Consider the following 16518-nt stretch of genomic DNA (forward strand, 5'->3'; position numbering starts at 1 on the left):
CAAGGGAACTAGCGCCGGCCGGGTGGCGTTGAGAAGGGCAGGAGGTTTTCCTTAGGGGATCATGCCCCTGCACACCGCAGATTCTGGAGGGCGCACGTGCACCGCCGGCACAACGGGTTGAAGACCGCCGTTCTTCTCGGCGTTCTGTCCGCACTTATCCTTGGCATCGGCAGTATCTTCGGCCGGACCGGGCTCATCGTGGCGCTCGTCATCGCCCTCGGCACCAACGCGTACGCGTACTGGAACAGCGACAAGCTGGCACTCCGTGCGATGCGCGCCCGCCCGGTCAGCGAGATCGAGGCGCCCCAGCTGTACCGGATCGTGCGCGAGCTGTCCACGGAGGCCCGGCAGCCCATGCCGCGGCTGTACATCTCGCCGACCGATGCGCCCAACGCGTTCGCCACCGGCCGCAACCCGCGCAACGCCGCGGTCTGCTGCACCGAGGGCATCATGGGCATCCTCGACGAGCGCGAGCTGCGCGGGGTCATCGGCCATGAGCTGAGCCATGTCTACAACCGGGACATCCTCATCTCCTCGGTCGCGGGAACCCTCGCCTCCGTGGTGGTCTTCCTGGTCAACTTCGCCTGGCTCATCCCGATCGGCCGCTCGGACGACGACGAGGGACCGGGCATTCTCGGCCTGCTGCTGATGATGATCCTGGGCCCGATCGCCGCCTCTCTGATCCAGCTGGCCGTCTCCCGCTCCCGGGAGTACGAGGCCGACGCCTCCGGCGCCCGGCTGACCGGCGACCCGCTGGCCCTGGCCTCCGCCCTGCGCAAGCTCGATGCCGGAACCAAGCAGCGCCCGCTGGCTCCCGAGCCGCGCTTGGAGACCGCCAGTCATATGATGATCGCAAACCCATTCCGCCCGGGTGATGCGTCCAAGCTGTTCTCGACCCACCCCCCATGGCAGAGCGCATCTCCCGCCTCGAACAGATGGCAGGCCGTCCCTGATGAAGACGATTCTGAACATCATCTGGCTGGTGTTGTGCGGTTTGTGGATGTGCTTGGGCTACTTCGTGGCCGGGCTCGTCCTGTGCATCACCATCATCGGCATTCCCTTCGGCATCGCGGCTTTCCGCATCGGCGTGTACGCACTGTGGCCATTCGGCTACACGACGGTGGAGCGCCGGGACTCCGGCGCGGGCTCGCTGGTCGGCAACGTGCTCTGGCTGGTCCTGGCCGGCTGGTGGCTGGCCCTGGGCCACATCGTCACCGGCGTCGCGCTGGCCATCACGATCATCGGCATCCCGCTGGCGATCCCGAACTTCAAGCTGATCCCACTGTCGCTGATGCCGCTGGGCCGCGAGATCGTCCCCAGCGACCAGCCCTTCGCGCTCCGCTGAGCCGAGCGCCCGCCGGCCCGGCCGGCGGGCGTACCGGAACCCCCGCGGGAGCCTCCGCGGCACCCCTGCGCCCCCCGCGTCATAGCGGTCGCGCAGGGTCCCCGCCAGGAGCGGGCCGATCGGTCCGACCCCTGGTCAGAGGGGTCTGCCCTGCTAGTCTCGGCGGCGGAGGTGCAAGGTTGTGGACGGTGACGCGCTCAGCGCGCAGGCCGTGTGCGTGGAACTTCCTCCCGGCCTCACCGGCTGCGTCGTGTACCTGCTGCGCCGCGCCGCCCTCTTCGCCGGCCGCCTCGCCCCCGACTTCTCCGGCGCCGCCGACGGCGTCGGCGGCGCCCGCGACTTCCAGCTGCTCGACGCGCTCGGCGAGCCCGGCGCCGCGTACTCGCAACAGGACCTCGGCGACCGGCTCGGCATCAACCGCACCACCATGGTCACGCTGATCGACCGCTTCGAGGCCGCGGGCCACGTCACCAGGGCGCGCAACCCCGACGACCGGCGCTCGTACGTCCTGGCGCTCACCGAGGGAGGCAGGGCCGCCGTCAAGGCGACGGCCCCCGCTGTCTCCGCCGCCGACGACAAGCTCACCGCGGGGCTGACGGTCGCCGAGCGCGACCGCCTCGACGCCCTGCTCGCGCAGCTGCTGTCCCGCCCCGCGCACGCCCCGCACCGTACGGGCGCGCTGATCGCCCAGGCGCACCACTTCGTACGCCACCGCGTCGAGGCCGCACTCGCCGAGAGCGTCCTGCCGGCCAGACACTTCGGCGCGCTGGCCGTCCTGTCCGACGCGGCCTGCTCGCAGCAGCAGCTCGCCCGGCGGCTGTGCATCAGCGAGCAGGCGGTGCTCCAGGTCGTGGACGACCTGGAGCGCGCCGGCCGGGTCGTACGCGACCGGGACCCGCACGACCGCCGCCGCTACGCCCTGCGCATCACCGAGCCAGGCCTGCTCGCGCTGGCCACCGCCCGCGGGGTCGTCGAGGCCGCGGAGGCGGGGCTGGGCACGGCCCCGGGCGCCGGCGGCCGGGCCGAGCTGGCGGGGCTGCTGGCCGCGCTGCTACGGGCCGAGGGCTGAGCGGCCGAGCCCTGCCGCGGGGAACGCAGGCGGCTGCGCGAGGATGGAGGCCGACCGGCAACGCTGCCGAGACGTCTAGGAGATGACCTATGGGCACCCTGCAAGTCGGCGACAAGGCACCGGACTTCACGCTCCCCGACCAGTCGGGGCAGCCTGTCGCGCTCAGCGACTTCCTGGGCGAGAAGGTCGTGGTGCTCTACTTCTACCCCAAGGACAACACCCGCGGGTGCACCGCGGAGGCCTGCAGCTTCCGCGACAGCTACGAGAGCTTCACGGACGCCGGAGCAGTGGTGATCGGCGTCAGCTCGGACTCGGTGGCGTCGCACGAGAAGTTCGCCGGGCGGCACGAACTGCCCTTCACCCTGCTGTCCGACGCCGGCCGGGCCGTCCGCAAGCAGTACGGCGCCGCCACGCTGGGCGGTGTGGTGCCGGGCCGGATCACCTTCGTCATCGACCGGGACGGCGTCATCCGCCACGCCTTCTCCTCGATGATGAACATCGGCGGCCACATCGACGACGCGCTGGCAGTGGTGAAGGAGCTGCAGGCGGCGCAATAGGTGCCGGGCTGCGCAATGTACCGAGCCCAGCCCCCACACGAGAGGGCCGTCAGGGCGCCTGCGCGCCCTGACGGCCCTCCGTGATCCGTTGCCTGGAGGCCGACGGCTCAGCGGTAGTTGACGAACTGCAGCGCGAAGTCCAGGTCCTTGCCCTTGAGCAGCGCCTGAACTGCCTGCAGGTCGTCCCGGCTCTTCGAGCTGACCCGCAGCTCGTCGCCCTGCACCTGAGCCTTGACGCCCTTCGGCCCCTCATCGCGGATGATCTTCGCGACCTTCTTGGCGTTCTCCTGCGAGATGCCTTCCTCGATCGACGCGAAGATCTTGTACTCCTTGCCGGACAGCTGCGGCTCACCGGCGTCCAGCGCCTTGAGCGAGATCCCGCGCTTGACCAGCTTCGTCTCGAAGACGTCGAGGATCGCCTTCACGCGCTCCTCGGAATTCGCCTCCATCAGGATCTTCTCGCCCGACCACGCGATCGACGCCCCGACGTTCTTGAAGTCGTAGCGCTGCGAGATCTCCTTCGCGGCCTGGTTGAGGGCGTTGTCGACCTCCTGCCGCTCGACCTTCGAGACGATGTCGAAACTGGAGTCGGCCATCTTCAGTGGGCTCCTTGACTGTGTTCCATCAGCGTTCCATCGATCAATCTTTCCCACGGCCCGTCGCCGGCCCGTCACCCACCACCCTAGCCACCGCACCCCACCCGCGCGCTGATCAATCCAGTGGCGAACCACCCCCGCGCATCAGGTATCGTTTACGTCGTCGCCAGGGACCACCGCGAACAGCGGACCATACCCCCCGGCGTCACTCCATGGCGGTATGCCCGAGCGGCCAATGGGAGCGGACTGTAAATCCGTCGGCTTAGCCTACCGTGGTTCGAATCCACGTGCCGCCACATGGAATAAGGTCCCTGACCTGCAGTGATGCAGGCCAGGGACCTTTGCGTTGGGGCGGGCGGTGACCCGCCCTGTCCCGCTCGTAACCGTCCTGGCTCGCCGCTTCCCGCTGTGCGTGGACGAGACGTGGAGAGGAGGCCCGGGTCGTCGCGGCGGTGACTCCGGCGCATCCTGAGCCCATGAACGAGCCGACGCCAGGGAAGGCCCCCCATCCGGAGCGAAGAGAGCCCCGGTCGGGCTGGGGGGCGAAGCAGCCGTAGCAGCCTCCCCGGGGCGGGCAAGGACCTCGGGGACAGCCAGGTGGGGGCTGGGGCCGGCAAGGCCCAGGAGGTCAGTACGGTTCGCCCCCGCCTGGTGCGCCTCCGGGCGGGGTTGGCCAACCGCCTCCGCCGAAGAAGAGACGCAAGTGGCCATGGGTCCTGCTCGTCCTGGCGGTAGTCCTCGCAGGCGGCATCGCGGCCATCGCGGCCAGTGCCCACCATGAGGTCACGACGTCGGGAACGGTGAAATACAGCGTCACCGGCACGGCCCGCGACGGGGCCATCGCGTACGCCACCTGGCGCAACGAGAACCTCTCGACGAGCCGGGTGACGGCGAGGACGCTGTCGTGCAGCAGGGAGGTGACCACGAGGGATTCGTCAAAGGCGGCTCGCTCTCCGTGACTCTGGGCGCGGAGGGAGACACGTCGCCACGGCGCCAGCGCCGCCGATATCGCGTGGTCAAGCCCCACCTTGCGAACCGTCTCGACCAGCAATTCAGCGCTGCTTTTGGGCGGGGAGGCGCTGGATCGCCAGGAGGGCGACGTCATCAGCCGGTTCCCTTCCCGCGTGGCTGATCAGGTCGCCTTGGATATCCCGCAGCAGGGCGTCAGGGGTCGACCCGGAGAAGGAGCCCAGGCGCTCTGCGAGGGGGTAGAACTCCCCGCTCGGCGAACGGGCTTCGATAACGCCATCGGTGTAGAGCAGCAGGATGTCGCCTGGTTCGAAGACGATCGAGTCGATGTGCTGGCCCGTAGCGGGCAGCCCGCCCATGCCCAGCGGAGGCGAGGAGTGGTCGAAGTCGAGGGTGGTGACGTGGCTTCGGTGGATCAGCAGGGGCGGCGGGTGCCCGCAGTTGATCAGATCGGCGGACTCATCCCGATCGGGGATCTCCAGCATGAGCGCAGTGATGAAGTGCTCGCCGAGATCGGCCTCGATGTCGGCGACCTCCTCGATGTCCCGGCTGACGCTGTCCTCCAGCGCTGCAACGAGATCACGCAGGTCGGGGCAGCGGTGGGCGCCCTCCCTGAAGGCTCCGAGAACGACCGAAACCTCGCCTATGGCTCCCACCCCTTTGCCCCGAACGTCTCCCATGATCACTCGGGTACACGGATCGGACCCCCGCGCGGTGGCGAAGAGATCGCCTCCGATCTGGGCCTCGTCCTCGGCTGCCAAATACAGCCATCCCAGCCGCAGAGGACCGATCTGATCCGGCGGAGGCCGCAAGACGCATCTTTGTGCCGCATCGGCCACTGAACGCAACCGGGTCAGCTGCCAGGTTCGGTGTTCCCGCACATAGCTCGTCGCGACCATCGCGGCGCAGAGGCCCACCAGGGCTGCGAACTGCGCTATGTGGTTGGTCATATTCTCGCCGTTATAACCGTCGACGAGTTCCTGGGCGCCAATGGCCACGAGCCCGACGAATGCGGTCATCCGTGGCCCCGCGAAAGCGGCGGTCACGGCGGGGGCCAGCGCGACGAGGGGACCGAGGTGGATGGCCGTCGAGGACATCATGTCCGCCACGCTGATTGCCGCGATTAGCGCGAACGGCGCGGCTACTGCTGCGGGGCCCCATGGCCTCGTAACAAGGTGGCCCCACTCAGTACGCCAACCTCCCACAACACAAGTATGACGCCGGGCCATGGCATAGGCAGATGTTTCGCTCCGTTCCGGATCATGGTCTCGGCCTCGGACGTGCGGCCTGCGTCCACCAGGTGGGCGGTGAGGTAGTCGGCTGTCGGAAGGCCGCTTGCGTCAGCGTCGATGAGCGTGCGGTTCAGCTCGGCTGTGCGCCGCTCGCCCAACCAGCAACGCGGGAAGTCGCGGGCGACGTCATATATGCGCACCCGCCCGCCGAAGTCGCGATCCAGGTCGAGCAACAACAGGTCGGCCGGCGCGGCGCACAGGACCCTGGACCGGCCGTGCCCGAAACTGCGGGACTGCGGGACTGCCGGAGCGACAGACGAGGTCGACGGGTACGGACCCGTCCTCGCGAAGATTCCGCGACGAAGGGGGGGGGGTACGACCGGAAACGGATACGGGGCGGTACCGGTCGGCTGTGACTGCGATCCGCCGCTACGGCAAAGGTCCCCGGCCCGCAGGGGTGCGGGGCGGGGACCGGGTGGGGGAGGGGTGGGTCAGTTGGTCGGGGCCGAGAGGGCGGATTGCTTGGCCGGCGTGGGGCGGAAGTTCGCGTTCGTCACGCAGCCGAGGTTCTGGTAGATGTCCACGTTGGTCTGCGGGTTCTGGCCGGCCCAGTGGTACTGGCAGGCGCCCTCGATGAACCTGCCCTGGATGCCGCCGGGGAAGTCGATCTCCTTGTTCCACAGGAACTGGGACTGGATACCGGTCATGCGGGCGGTGGCGTTGATGTCGATGCCGCCGGGGGCCTGGATCGCGTAGACCCAGCCGTCCTTGCCGCCGCCCGTGGCGAAGCCCTGCGCCACCCAGCGGTCGCAGCTGGTGCTCACGTGGGCGGTCGTCTGGCTGCCGCCGCCGGTGATCCACTTCGGCAGCGGGGTGAGGTCCGTGCCCTTGGGGGTGAAGCCGCTCCGGAAGATGGCCTGCGGGTCCGGGCGGGTGTCGCCGCGCCACAGCGTGTTCACGTCGTGCCGCCAGTACCAGTCCTCGCTGATCGCGGCGAGGTCCACCTTGGGCTGGATCGAGGGGTCGGTCGCCGTCTGCCGCCAGTCCGATGCGCTGTACCCGCCGGTCGGGCCGCACGGGCCGGTGTCCCGGATCTGCTCCGGGGTGCCCGGGAACGGCTCCGTCGATGCGCCGGCGGAGGAGGCGAACGTCAACGAGGTGACGGCAAGGGCGGTGGCGGAGGCGATCCGCAGCGCAGCCTTGAGCATGGTCGAGCCCTAACACTTGGCGAATGTGGCGCCCACTGTGTAGCCGTCCGCCAGGGAAAAGATGTGCATCTCGGATCGGATGCGCCTGAAGGCAGCAGGCCGATCACCTGCCCGGCGCAGTCCCGTGCCGCCGGGCGAAGTCCGCGAGCGTGCGGAAGTCGTCCTCGCGCAGGCCGATCCGCGGGTTGACGTGGTGCAGGAGCCCGGCCCCGCGGTGGTGGGCGGTCACGTACTCGTGGTCCAGCTCGCTCTGCTCGTCGTCCACCCACGCGAAGGCGCGGCCGCCGGCGTATTCCACCAGCGTGCCGGTCTTCCAGTGGACCCCGTCGGGTCGTTCGCGGAGCAGGGCGTCGCCGAAGTCGACGTAGGGGAGTTCGGGCAGGCCCAGCACGGGGCTGATCCACCGGTTGGCGTCGCTCATCCAGGTGGTGGCCCAGCACAGGTCGTACCCGAGCCCGAGGAGCGCCGGCCCGTGCTCCGGGTTCAGCCAGACCCTCAGGACGCGCCGCGCGCGCAAGGTCCCGCCCGGCGCGGAGCCGTCCAGCGGCACCCTGATCGTCGTGTAGCCGTCGGGGCGCCTCTCCGGCTGGGCCGCGTACGGGTTGAGCGGCCCGTCCACGTCGAGGAACAGTAGTGGTCGGCTCACGATCCCCCCGCCGGTTTCCGGCCGCGATCGGCTGCGCTGCGGCCCGCGCAGCGATCTGCCGCGCCGCGGATGGCCCGCCGCCTTACGCTAACCCGGCCGCCGCCCCCGCGGGTCCCGCCTGCTCCGAGGAGCGGGCGGGTGACCGCGGCGGGCGGGGTCAGGCTCGCCAGAGCCAGGCGAAGAGGGCGGCGCACGCGCCCATCGTGACCAGGATGGCGATCAGCCGGGCTGTTTTCTCCTGGGACTCGATCGCCCGCTGCACTGTCTGCCACAAGCCGTAGAAGACCAAGGCACACCTCCCACCACACCGCGGATGTCCGACGCTGTTGCGAGGCAGACCACCCGCCTGATCCTTACGGTGAGGGCGCCATGGCGGCACCGTCAGCGACACGCCGCGCGGATCACCCGAATGTGTGTCCGGCCTCCGGCGTGCGCCGGTCCGCGCCGAGGGGGGAGCGGTGGGCGAGGACCTTGCGGTGGGCGATACGCCAGCCTGCCGCCGTGCGGGTGACCGTGTCGTCGTAGGTGACGGTGCCGCAGGTGCCAGCCGTGGTAATGCCGATGCCCTTGGACAGGGCGTGGACGCGGTCGCCGGCGATCTCGGTGAGGACGGTGTTGGTGACGTGGTGGCCGAGCGGGTTGCCCTCGCCCAGGGCGAGGGCCGCCTCGCGGATGGCGGGCAGGCCGTGCAGAGGCGGCCCGCCGAAGTCGCTGACGTCGTAGACCACGTCGGCGGTGAAGAGCTCGCCGAGGCGGTCCAGGCGGCCGCTGTCGACCAGGTGCCCGTGCATCGCGATCAGGTCGGTGACCGCCGTCCGGTCCTCGTGGCTCAGTGCCATGTCTGCCTCTCCTCCAGGCGATTCGGGGAGGTCCCCGTTTCATGGTCAGGTACAGTAACGGGGACCTCCCCACTTCACAATGGCCGGAGAAACAGTGGTACATGACGCTGGGTCACCACCCGTACCACGGCGGGCGCGCAGGGCGGACGCGGCGCGCAACGCGGAGCTGCTGCTCCGGGCCGCCAGGGACCTCTTCGCGCAGGACGGCCCCGACGCCGCGCTCGACGAGGTGGCCCGGCGGGCGGGGCTCGGCAATGCCACGCTCTACCGGCACTTCCCCACCCGCGGCGATCTCCTGGTGGCGGTCTACGCGGACGAGGTCGCGGAGTTGTGCCGGGGGGCCGGCGCGCTGGCGGAGCGGCACCCGCCCGGTGACGCGCTCTTCGCCTGGCTCGACGACTTCGTCGTTCACGTGGCGACCAAGCGCGCGCTGGCGCACGCGGTCACCGAAGGCCCCGACGAGCGGCGCAGCGAACTGTTCGAGCGCTGGCACGATTCGATGCGGTCGACCGCCGAGGCGCTGCTCGCGCGGGCGCGCGCCGCGGGGGCGGTACGCGGCGACCTCGCCGTCGGTGACCTGCTCGCGCTGGTCAGCGGCGCCGCGATGACGGCGGCGGACGCGGAGCACGCGCGGCGGCTGCTGGCGATCATGCGGCACGGCTTCGCACCGCCCGCGGCGCGGCCGGTCTGACGCGCCTGCCGGCGGAGCCTTCCCGCCTCGGCCCCCGCCGTACGGCAGGCGGTGCGCGCCTGCCCGGCGTCGGACCGCCGCCCTATGCCCGGCGCGACGTGCCCTGCGCCGGCCGCCGCCCTATGCCCGGCGCGACGCGCACCGCGCCGGACCTCGGCCCCACGCCGGTGTGACGCGCGTCTCGGCCCGCCCCGCGGAACCTTCCCGCGCCCCGCATCCTCCGGAAGGCGACACCACACTGCCGCAGCCGGAGGAGCCGCACATGAGCAGCGCACTCGACGAAAGCCCCCTGATGCCGGATGTCGCGGGCATGCCCGGCATACGCCACCGCCGCGTGGACATCGGCGGCGGCGTCGCCCTGCACGTCGCCGAGGCGGGGCGGGAGGACGCGCCCGGCGGCACCGTCGTGCTGGTGCACGGCTTTCCCCAGCACTGGTACGCCTGGCGGCGCGTCATACCGCAACTGGCCGCGGACCACCGCGTGCTGTGCCTCGACCTGCGGGGCTTCGGCTGGTCCGACACCCCGGACAAGGGCTACGACACCGACACCCGCGTGTCGGACGTCCTCGCCGTCATGGACGCGCTGGGCGTCGCCAAGGCCCGGCTCATTGCGCACGAATTCGGCGCCTGGACCGCTTTCATGCTGTGCCTGCGCGCTCCCGAGCGCGTCACCCACCTGCTCGCGGTGAACGCTGTGCACCCCTGGCCGCTGCACCGCCGCGCCATCCCGCAGGCCTGGCGCTACTGGTACACCTCGCCGCTGGAAACCCCGCTGCTCGGCCGCTTCGTCCTGCGTAATGTGCCGAGCCTGACCCGCTACCTGCTGCGTAAGGGCGTCATCGACCCGGCTGCCAGGGACGCCGCCGCCATGGCCGAGTTCACCCGCTCCACCGCGGAGCCGCGCCGCGCCCGGGCCGGCGAGGCAATGCACCGCGCCTACGCGGTGCGCGACATCCGCCGCCTCGTGTTCGGCCGCTACAAGAAGCTCAGGCTCAGCACGCCGGCGCACATTCTCGCCGGGGAGAAGGACTTCGTCCTGCCGCCCGCCGTCATGCCGGGGTACGAGCGGCACGCCGACGACCTCACCGTGGAAGTCGTCCCCGGCTGCGGGCACTTCCTCCACGAGGAGCGGCCCGAGGTGGTGCTGCGGGCCGCGTACGAGCTCTTCGCCCGGGAGGGGTGACGGGCGTCAGGCGAGCCGGCTGACCGCCGAGGTGATGCCCGTGTCGCCGGAGATCAGTTCCAGCGTCAGGCCCGCCGTCGCCGGGGTGTCCAGCAGCGCGAGCAGGACGGCGGCGACGTCGTCCCGCGGTACGGAGCCGCGGCCCGTCCCCTCCGCGGAGAGCTGCACCTTTCCCGTGCCCAGGGCGTCGGTCAGCGCGCCCGGGCGCAGGATCGTCCAGTCCAGGGACGTACGCGCCCGGATCGCGTCGTCCGCCGCGCCCTTCGCCCGCAGATACGCCGCGAAGACCGGCTCGTTGTACGCCGACTCGGCGTCGGCACCCATGGAGGACACGACCAGGAAGCGGCGTACGCCGGCCTGTTCTGCGGCGTCCGCGAGCAGGACGGCCGCGTCGCGGTCGACGGTCTGCTTGCGGTCCACCCCGCTGCCCGGTCCCGCGCCCGCGGCGAACACGGCCGCGTCCGCGCCGGCCAGGGCGGCGGCGACGCTGTCGGCCGTCGCCGACTCCAGGTCCAGCACGATCGCCTCGGCGCCGGCCTTTCCGAGGTCCTCCGCCTGGTCCGGGTTCCTGATCAGCCCGGCCACGGAGTCGCCTCGGGCGGAGAGGAGGCGCTCGAGGCGCAGTGCGATCTGGCCGTGGCCGCCGGCAATTACGGTGCGCATGCTCCTGACGGTACGTCGTCCCGGCCGGGGCCGAGAGCGGGGCACGCCGTCGCCGCGCGAGCCGCCTTCGCGTTCCAGCGGCTCCCCGCGCGCAGGGGGAGGGCGGCTACGCGTCGCGGTGGGACTGGCGGGGGAGGTCGAGGGCGGGGTCGGTCGAGGTGTCGCAGTACTCGCGGACCGCGCTGGTGCGGGAGACGACGCGGCCGTGGTGGATGACGATGCGGCTGTAGGCGAGGGCGAGGACGCCCTCGACGGTGTCGCCGCGTACGGCGAGGAGTTCGGCGGGGAAGCCGGCCTCGACGCGGACCTCGGGAAGGCCGAGGACGGCACGGGCCTGAGTGCTGATCAGGCCGTAGGCGCGCAGCGGGTCGCACTCGCCGTACGAGGCGAGCAGGAAGGCCGCCTCCAGCGGGTCCCCGCGGCCCACCGGGTTGGCGAGGTCGGCGAGGGCGCCGCTGCCGGCCGCCACGGGGACGCCGGCGCGGCGCAGCAGCCGCACGGGGGTGTGCAGGCCGGCGGAGCCGCGGCGGACGGTCTCCAGGCCGCCGCACCCGCCCTGGGGGAGGGCGACGACGGAGATCCCGGCGGCGGCGAGCCGTTCGGCTGCGCACATTGCCGCGTCCGGCCGCAATGTGCCGAGCCCGTGGCACGGGCCGAGGGTGACGCCGGGGCGCAGGCCGCCGGCCATGGCAGCGAGCCGGGCGAGGCGGGCCGGGTCGCCGGCGGCGGTGTGCAGGTCGACCGGCACGCCGAACTCCGCGGCCAGGGCGATGACGGCCTCGGCGTGCCCGCTGGGGTCGGGGTCGAGGTCGGGGCAGCCGCCGACCGCGGAGGCGCCCATCTTCAGCGCGTCCCTGAGCACGTCGAGCCCGTCGGCGCCCGCGGCGCCGGTCAGCAGCCGCGGCACGGCGACGGCGTGGACGTCGACCAGGCCGCGCAGCGCCCGCCTGGCCTGGAGCACCGCTTCGAGGGCGCGCAGCCCGTGGACGTCGCCGACGCGTACGTGGCTGCGTACGGCCGTCGCACCGTGGCCGAGCTGGAGCAGGGCGGCCTCGGTGGCGCGGCGCTGGACGTCGGCGATGTCGCCCGCCGGCGGGCCGTCGGCGGCCGCGGTCAGGGCGAGGTCGAGGTGGGCGTGCGGTTCGGCGGGGGCGGGCAGCAGCAGGTAGCCGCGCAGGTCGATGCGCGTTCCGGTGCCGTGCCGGCCGGCGGGTCCCGGCGCGGCGAGGCTGCCCACGGTGCCGACGGCCTCGATCCGCGGGCCGCTCAGCCGGACGTCGACGGTTCGCCCGTCGGTGAGGCGGGCGCCGCACAGCAGCAGGGTGGTGGTCTCGGCGGCGGTACCGCGCGGGCTGTCGGTCATCGCGCTCCTCGGGGGAACGGGCCGGGCGGAGGACGAGACGCGGGGCCGCCCGGGAGGGAGACGCGGGATGGTCACGCAAGGTCGAGCCTAGGGGTCGGCCGCGCGCACGTCCGGTAAGCGGCGGCAGGACACCCGGGAGGAGTGCATTAGTCGTACTGATGCGGCGGTTGGTGCGGGTGTCCGCTGAGCCCGATGTGCCCTGCCGGATACGGATTTCACGTATCGCAGCGGACCGTGTAATGTCTTCCTCGCTCGCCCCAATAGCTCAGTCGGTAGAGCGTCTCCATGGTAAGGAGAAGGTCTACGGTTCGATTCCGTATTGGGGCTCTGATGGATCGGGTCCCCGCCTCGTCGGCGGGGGTCGGTTCGTCGAAGCGGCGTAGCTCAGTCGGTAGAGCAAGCGGCTCATAATCGCTGTGTCACCGGTTCAAGTCCGGTCGCCGCTACTCTGCGTAGCCGATTGCGGGATCGGTCCCTCGATCGGCTACTCTTTCGTTGTTCATCAACCCGTTCGTCAAGGAGCACTCACGTGGCCGCCACCGACGTCCGCCCGAAGATCACGCTGGCCTGCGTGGAGTGCAAGGAGCGGAATTACATCACCAAGAAGAACCGGCGCAACGACCCGGACCGTCTTGAGATGAAGAAGCACTGCCCGCGTTGCAACGCGCACACCGCGCACCGCGAGACGCGCTGACGCCCCTTCGCAACAACAGCAGCAGTACCAGGCCGTAACCGCGAGGCCGTCCCCGTCACACGCCGGGGGCGGTCTCGAGGTGCTTTCCCCCTCCGGTGCGGTCTGATCACCACCACCGTCATGTGACCCCCGCCCCACCTGCCGCACACCCGAGGTGCCGATGGCTCTGGACCAGTCCTTCGTCGGGCGGAGTTATCCGCCCACCCCTGCCTACGAGGTGGGCCGGGAGAAGATCCGCGAGTTCGCCGAGGCGATCGGCGACCCGAACCCGGCGTACACGGACCCCGAGGCCGCGAAGGCGCTCGGCCACCCGGATGTGATCGCGCCGCCGACCTTCGCGTTCGCGATCACGTACAAGGCGGCGGGCCTGGTCATCGCCGACCCCGAACTGGGGCTCGACTACAGCCGGGTGGTGCACGGTGACCAGAAGTTCGCCTACACCCGCCCGCTGCGCGCCGGCGACCGGCTGACGGTGACGTCCACGATCGAGTCGGTGAAGTCCCTGGCGGGCAACGACATCCTCGACGTGCGCGGCGAGGTCCACGACGAGTCGGGCGAGCACGTGGTGACCGCCTGGACCAAGCTTGTCGCCCGTGCGGCCGACCCGGCGCAGGACGCACAAGGCGGAGGCGCGTGATGGCGGCGACCGTGAAGTACGACGAGGTCGAGGTCGGCACCGAGCTGCCCGCGCAGACCTTCCCCGTCACCAGGGCGACGCTGGTGCAGTACGCGGGCGCGTCCGGCGACTTCAACCCGATCCACTGGAACGAGCGGTTCGCCCGCGAGGTCGGGCTGCCCGACGTGATCGCGCACGGCATGTTCACCATGGCGTCCGCGGCCCGGGTGGTGACCGACTGGGCCGGCGACCCGGGAGCGGTCGTGGACTACGGGGTGCGCTTCATCAAGCCGGTCGTCGTGCCGAACGACGACGAGGGCGCGCTGATCGAGGTCACCGCGAAGGTGGCGGCCAAGCTGGAGGACAACAAGGTCCGCGTCGACCTGGTCGCGACGTCCGCCGGCCAGAAGGTGCTCGGCATGTCCCGCGCGGTGGTCCGGCTCGCCTGAGCCGTCGACGACCCGTAAGGACCGCCCACTCTGTGGGCGGTCCTTACGGCTTTCCGGGCTGGTCACAGGGGTGGTCGGCGCGCTCTCCCGGCCACCGGTTGACAAGGTAGTGATTGGCCACTAACTTACTACTCATGGTCAGGATGAGCGCAGAAGAGCGACGCGAGAGCGTCATCCGTGCGGCGATGAGCGAGTTCGCGCACGGCGGCTACGAGGGCACCTCCACCGAGGCGATCGCCCGCCGGGTGGGCGTCTCGCAGCCCTACCTCTTCCGGCTCTTTGCGAACAAGCAGGCCATCTTCCTCGCCGCGTCCCAGTACTGCATGGAGGGCACCCGGCAGCTGTTCGCCGACGCGGCGGCCGGCCTGCCGCTGGAGGAGAGGCTCAACGCCATGGGCACCGCGTACCAGCGGATGATCCACGAGGACCCCGAGCGGCTGCTGATGCAGATGCAGACGTACGTCGCGGTGGCCGCCGCCGAGGCGGCCGGCGACAGCGCCTTCGGCGAGGCGGTCCGCGCGTCCTGGATGGCGCTGTGGGAGACCGTCGAGGTCGAGCTGTCCGCCGACGCCGACGAGACCACGACCTTCCTGGCCTACGGGATGCTCATCAACACCCTGGTGTCGCTGGGTTTTCCCGCAGGGCACCGGGTCTGGGACGGCTTTTACGAGTCGTCCAGGCCGCAGTAGGCGAGCGCCGGCCCCTTCCGGTGGCCGGCCGTTTTTTTGGCCGCCGAAGTTAGTCATCAATAACTAACCAAAATTGACCGAAGCAACCCGACAGGGGAGTAGGGAGAGCACGGCAATGGACACCATGGACAAGCCCACCGCAGCACGCAGGTCCGCCACAGCGGCCTGGGCGCTCGTGATCACCAGCGTCGCCGGATTCATGGCGGCACTCGACAACCTCGTCGTCACCACCGCTCTTCCCTCCATCCGCAAGGACCTCGGCGGTGCGCTGTCCGACCTCGAATGGACGGTGAACGCCTACACGCTCACCTTCGCGGTCCTCCTGATGTTCGGCGCCTCGCTCGGTGACCGCTTCGGCCGCCGCAAGCTGTTCATCACCGGCCTGTCGATCTTCACCGGCGCCTCCGCCGCCGCGGCCCTCGCGCCCGGCATCAACGAACTCATCGCCTTCCGGGCCGTCCAGGGCGTCGGCGCGGCCATCATGATGCCGCTGACCCTCACCCTGCTCAGCGCGGCGGTCCCCGCGGAGCGCCGCGGCACAGCCTTCGGCATCTGGGGCGCGGTCAACGGCCTCGCCGTCGCCTCCGGGCCGCTCATCGGCGGCAGCCTGACCGAGCACATCTCCTGGCAGTGGATCTTCTGGCTGAACGTCCCGCTCGGCCTGGCCCTGATACCGCTCGCCCGGCTGCGCCTGGCCGAGTCCACCGCGCCCAACGCCCGCCTCGACGGCCGCGGCACCGTACTGATCAGCCTCGGGCTCTTCGGGGTCGTCTTCGCCCTGGTCAACGCGACCGCCCACGGCTGGACCAGCGCCCGCGTCCTGTCCGGTCTGATCGGCGGCGCGATCCTGGTCGCGGCGTTCGTCCGGCACGGGATGACCGCCCGCAACCCGATCCTGCCCATGCGGCTCTTCCGAGGGCGGCAGTTCACCGCGATCAACGTCTCCAGCTCGCTGATGTTCGCCGGGATGTTCGGGTCGATCTTCCTGCTCAGCCAGTTCCTGCAGAACGTGCTCGGCTACAGCCCGACCGAGGCGGGGCTGCGCATGCTGCCCTGGACCGGTATGCCGATGATCGTCGCGCCCATCGCCGGCTTCCTGTCCGACCGCATCGGCGGCCGGCCCGTCGTCGCCGCGGGGCTCGCCCTCCAGGCGATCGGGCTCGGGTGGTTCGCGACAATCCTCTCGACCGACGTGTCCTACGCCGCCCAGCTGCCCGCGCTGATCATCTCCGGGGCCGGCATGGCGCTCTTCATCGCACCGGCGACCAGCCTGGTCATGTCCAGCGTCGCTCCCAGCGAGCAGGGCATCGCCTCCGGTGCGAACAACGCGCTGCGCGAGGTCGGCGGTTCGCTCGGGGTCGCGGTGCTCGGCTCGATCTTCGCGGCGCAGGGCGGCTACGGCTCGGGTACGCAGTTCGTCGACGGCCTGACCCCGGCGCTCTGGACCGGGGCCGCGGTCCTGACCGTCGCGCTGGTCGCCGCCCTGCTCCTGCCGGGCAGGTCGTCCGGCGGCCGGTCGGGGGCCGCCGCCGAGGAGGACGCGCCGTCCCTGCAGCCGGTGGCCTGATCGCTCCGGAGGGGCGGGGGGCCGGGGGTCGTCCCCGCCACCCCCCCCCCTCTCCCGCCCGCGGCCCGGGGGCGCGGGGCCCCCTCCCCGCCCCGCCCAAAAAACCGGGCCCCCGCCCCCCCCCCCCCCCCCCCCCCCCCCC

At 71.3% G+C, this 16518-nt stretch carries 19 protein-coding genes, 3 tRNA genes and 1 pseudogene; 14 read left to right on the forward strand and 9 right to left on the reverse strand.

Annotated features, from left to right (window positions below; all coding sequences use genetic code 11):
- Positions 1–96: 96 nt before the first annotated feature.
- From htpX to NFU81_RS04075, 4 genes and pseudogenes are all read left to right on the forward strand, one after another.
- A pseudogene (gene htpX / locus NFU81_RS04060) lies at positions 97–953 on the forward strand (zinc metalloprotease HtpX).
- Positions 953–1345 carry a YccF domain-containing protein gene (locus NFU81_RS04065; protein ID WP_251485064.1) on the forward strand — a complete coding sequence of 131 codons (393 nt, stop codon included), beginning with the start codon at positions 953–955 and terminating at the stop codon, positions 1343–1345. Before htpX ends, NFU81_RS04065 begins: the two are co-directional and overlap by 1 nt.
- Before the next feature lie 181 nt (positions 1346–1526).
- The gene (locus NFU81_RS04070) at positions 1527–2414 is read left to right on the forward strand and encodes a MarR family winged helix-turn-helix transcriptional regulator (protein WP_251485065.1); all 888 of its coding nucleotides are present in this window, start codon (positions 1527–1529) and stop codon (positions 2412–2414) included.
- Positions 2415–2503: 89 nt separating this feature from the next.
- Positions 2504–2971 (forward strand): peroxiredoxin, encoded by a 468-nt coding sequence (locus NFU81_RS04075; protein ID WP_251485066.1) that lies wholly within the window; start codon positions 2504–2506, stop codon positions 2969–2971.
- 107 nt (positions 2972–3078) lie between these two features.
- On the opposite strand, the gene NFU81_RS04080 is transcribed toward NFU81_RS04075, so the two are convergent.
- Positions 3079–3567 carry a YajQ family cyclic di-GMP-binding protein gene (locus NFU81_RS04080; protein ID WP_033177755.1) on the reverse strand — a complete coding sequence of 163 codons (489 nt, stop codon included), beginning with the start codon at positions 3565–3567 and terminating at the stop codon, positions 3079–3081.
- A gap of 214 nt (positions 3568–3781) precedes the next feature.
- On the opposite strand from NFU81_RS04080, the gene NFU81_RS04085 reads away from it, so the two are divergent.
- A tRNA-Tyr gene (locus NFU81_RS04085) sits at positions 3782–3863 on the forward strand.
- Between the two features lie 332 nt (positions 3864–4195).
- Here the strand turns inward: NFU81_RS04085 and NFU81_RS04090 are convergent.
- The 6 genes from NFU81_RS04090 to NFU81_RS04110 form a co-directional block, all read right to left on the reverse strand.
- A complete protein-coding gene (locus tag NFU81_RS04090; RefSeq protein WP_251485335.1) occupies positions 4196–4618 on the reverse strand; it encodes a hypothetical protein in 423 nt (140 codons plus the stop codon).
- A gap of 1 nt (position 4619) precedes the next feature.
- Positions 4620–5636, reverse strand: coding sequence for a PP2C family protein-serine/threonine phosphatase (locus NFU81_RS04095; protein ID WP_251485068.1), 1017 nt, complete (start codon positions 5634–5636; stop codon positions 4620–4622).
- 623 nt (positions 5637–6259) lie between these two features.
- Positions 6260–6976 carry a scabin-related ADP-ribosyltransferase gene (locus NFU81_RS04100; RefSeq protein ID WP_251485069.1) on the reverse strand — a complete coding sequence of 239 codons (717 nt, stop codon included), beginning with the start codon at positions 6974–6976 and terminating at the stop codon, positions 6260–6262.
- Between the two features lie 103 nt (positions 6977–7079).
- Positions 7080–7622, reverse strand: a complete 543-nt coding sequence (locus tag NFU81_RS04105) for a hypothetical protein (RefSeq protein ID WP_251485071.1) — start codon at positions 7620–7622, stop codon at positions 7080–7082.
- Positions 7623–7779: 157 nt separating this feature from the next.
- A complete protein-coding gene (locus NFU81_RS40745) occupies positions 7780–7911 on the reverse strand; it encodes a hypothetical protein (RefSeq protein WP_274038026.1) in 132 nt (43 codons plus the stop codon).
- Between the two features lie 112 nt (positions 7912–8023).
- The gene (locus tag NFU81_RS04110; protein ID WP_251485073.1) at positions 8024–8461 is read right to left on the reverse strand and encodes a nuclear transport factor 2 family protein; all 438 of its coding nucleotides are present in this window, start codon (positions 8459–8461) and stop codon (positions 8024–8026) included.
- Positions 8462–8555: 94 nt separating this feature from the next.
- Here NFU81_RS04110 and NFU81_RS04115 point away from each other — a divergent pair, with 94 nt between their 5' ends.
- Entirely contained in the window at positions 8556–9152 is a 597-nt protein-coding gene (locus tag NFU81_RS04115; protein WP_251485075.1) for a TetR/AcrR family transcriptional regulator, read from the forward strand.
- A 262-nt stretch (positions 9153–9414) separates the two neighbouring features.
- Positions 9415–10335 (forward strand): alpha/beta fold hydrolase, encoded by a 921-nt coding sequence (locus tag NFU81_RS04120; RefSeq protein ID WP_251485077.1) that lies wholly within the window; start codon positions 9415–9417, stop codon positions 10333–10335.
- A 6-nt stretch (positions 10336–10341) separates the two neighbouring features.
- On the opposite strand, the gene NFU81_RS04125 is transcribed toward NFU81_RS04120, so the two are convergent.
- Both NFU81_RS04125 and NFU81_RS04130 read right to left on the reverse strand, forming a co-directional pair.
- Entirely contained in the window at positions 10342–10998 is a 657-nt protein-coding gene (locus NFU81_RS04125; RefSeq protein ID WP_251485079.1) for an NAD(P)H-binding protein, read from the reverse strand.
- 106 nt (positions 10999–11104) lie between these two features.
- Entirely contained in the window at positions 11105–12361 is a 1257-nt protein-coding gene (locus NFU81_RS04130; RefSeq protein WP_251485080.1) for an amidohydrolase family protein, read from the reverse strand.
- A gap of 254 nt (positions 12362–12615) precedes the next feature.
- Between NFU81_RS04130 and NFU81_RS04135 the strand changes: the two genes are divergently transcribed.
- The 7 genes from NFU81_RS04135 (at position 12616) to NFU81_RS04165 (ending at position 16376) form a co-directional block, all read left to right on the forward strand.
- Positions 12616–12688 (forward strand) — tRNA-Thr (locus NFU81_RS04135).
- Between the two features lie 46 nt (positions 12689–12734).
- Positions 12735–12807 (forward strand) — tRNA-Met (locus NFU81_RS04140).
- Positions 12808–12890: 83 nt separating this feature from the next.
- Positions 12891–13055, forward strand: a complete 165-nt coding sequence (gene rpmG / locus NFU81_RS04145) for a 50S ribosomal protein L33 (RefSeq protein ID WP_004571794.1) — start codon at positions 12891–12893, stop codon at positions 13053–13055.
- A gap of 160 nt (positions 13056–13215) precedes the next feature.
- Entirely contained in the window at positions 13216–13692 is a 477-nt protein-coding gene (locus NFU81_RS04150; RefSeq protein WP_251485081.1) for a MaoC family dehydratase N-terminal domain-containing protein, read from the forward strand.
- A complete protein-coding gene (locus tag NFU81_RS04155; protein ID WP_251485082.1) occupies positions 13692–14120 on the forward strand; it encodes a MaoC family dehydratase in 429 nt (142 codons plus the stop codon). Before NFU81_RS04150 ends, NFU81_RS04155 begins: the two co-directional genes overlap by 1 nt.
- Positions 14121–14254: 134 nt before the next feature.
- On the forward strand, positions 14255–14809 hold the full coding sequence (locus tag NFU81_RS04160) for a TetR/AcrR family transcriptional regulator (RefSeq protein ID WP_251485083.1): 555 nt from the start codon (positions 14255–14257) through the stop codon (positions 14807–14809).
- 124 nt (positions 14810–14933) lie between these two features.
- The gene (locus NFU81_RS04165; protein ID WP_251485321.1) at positions 14934–16376 is read left to right on the forward strand and encodes a DHA2 family efflux MFS transporter permease subunit; all 1443 of its coding nucleotides are present in this window, start codon (positions 14934–14936) and stop codon (positions 16374–16376) included.
- The last annotated feature ends 142 nt before the right edge of the window (positions 16377–16518 follow it).

Source organism: Actinacidiphila cocklensis (genome assembly GCF_907177275.1).
Lineage (GTDB): Bacteria > Actinomycetota > Actinomycetes > Streptomycetales > Streptomycetaceae > Actinacidiphila > Actinacidiphila cocklensis.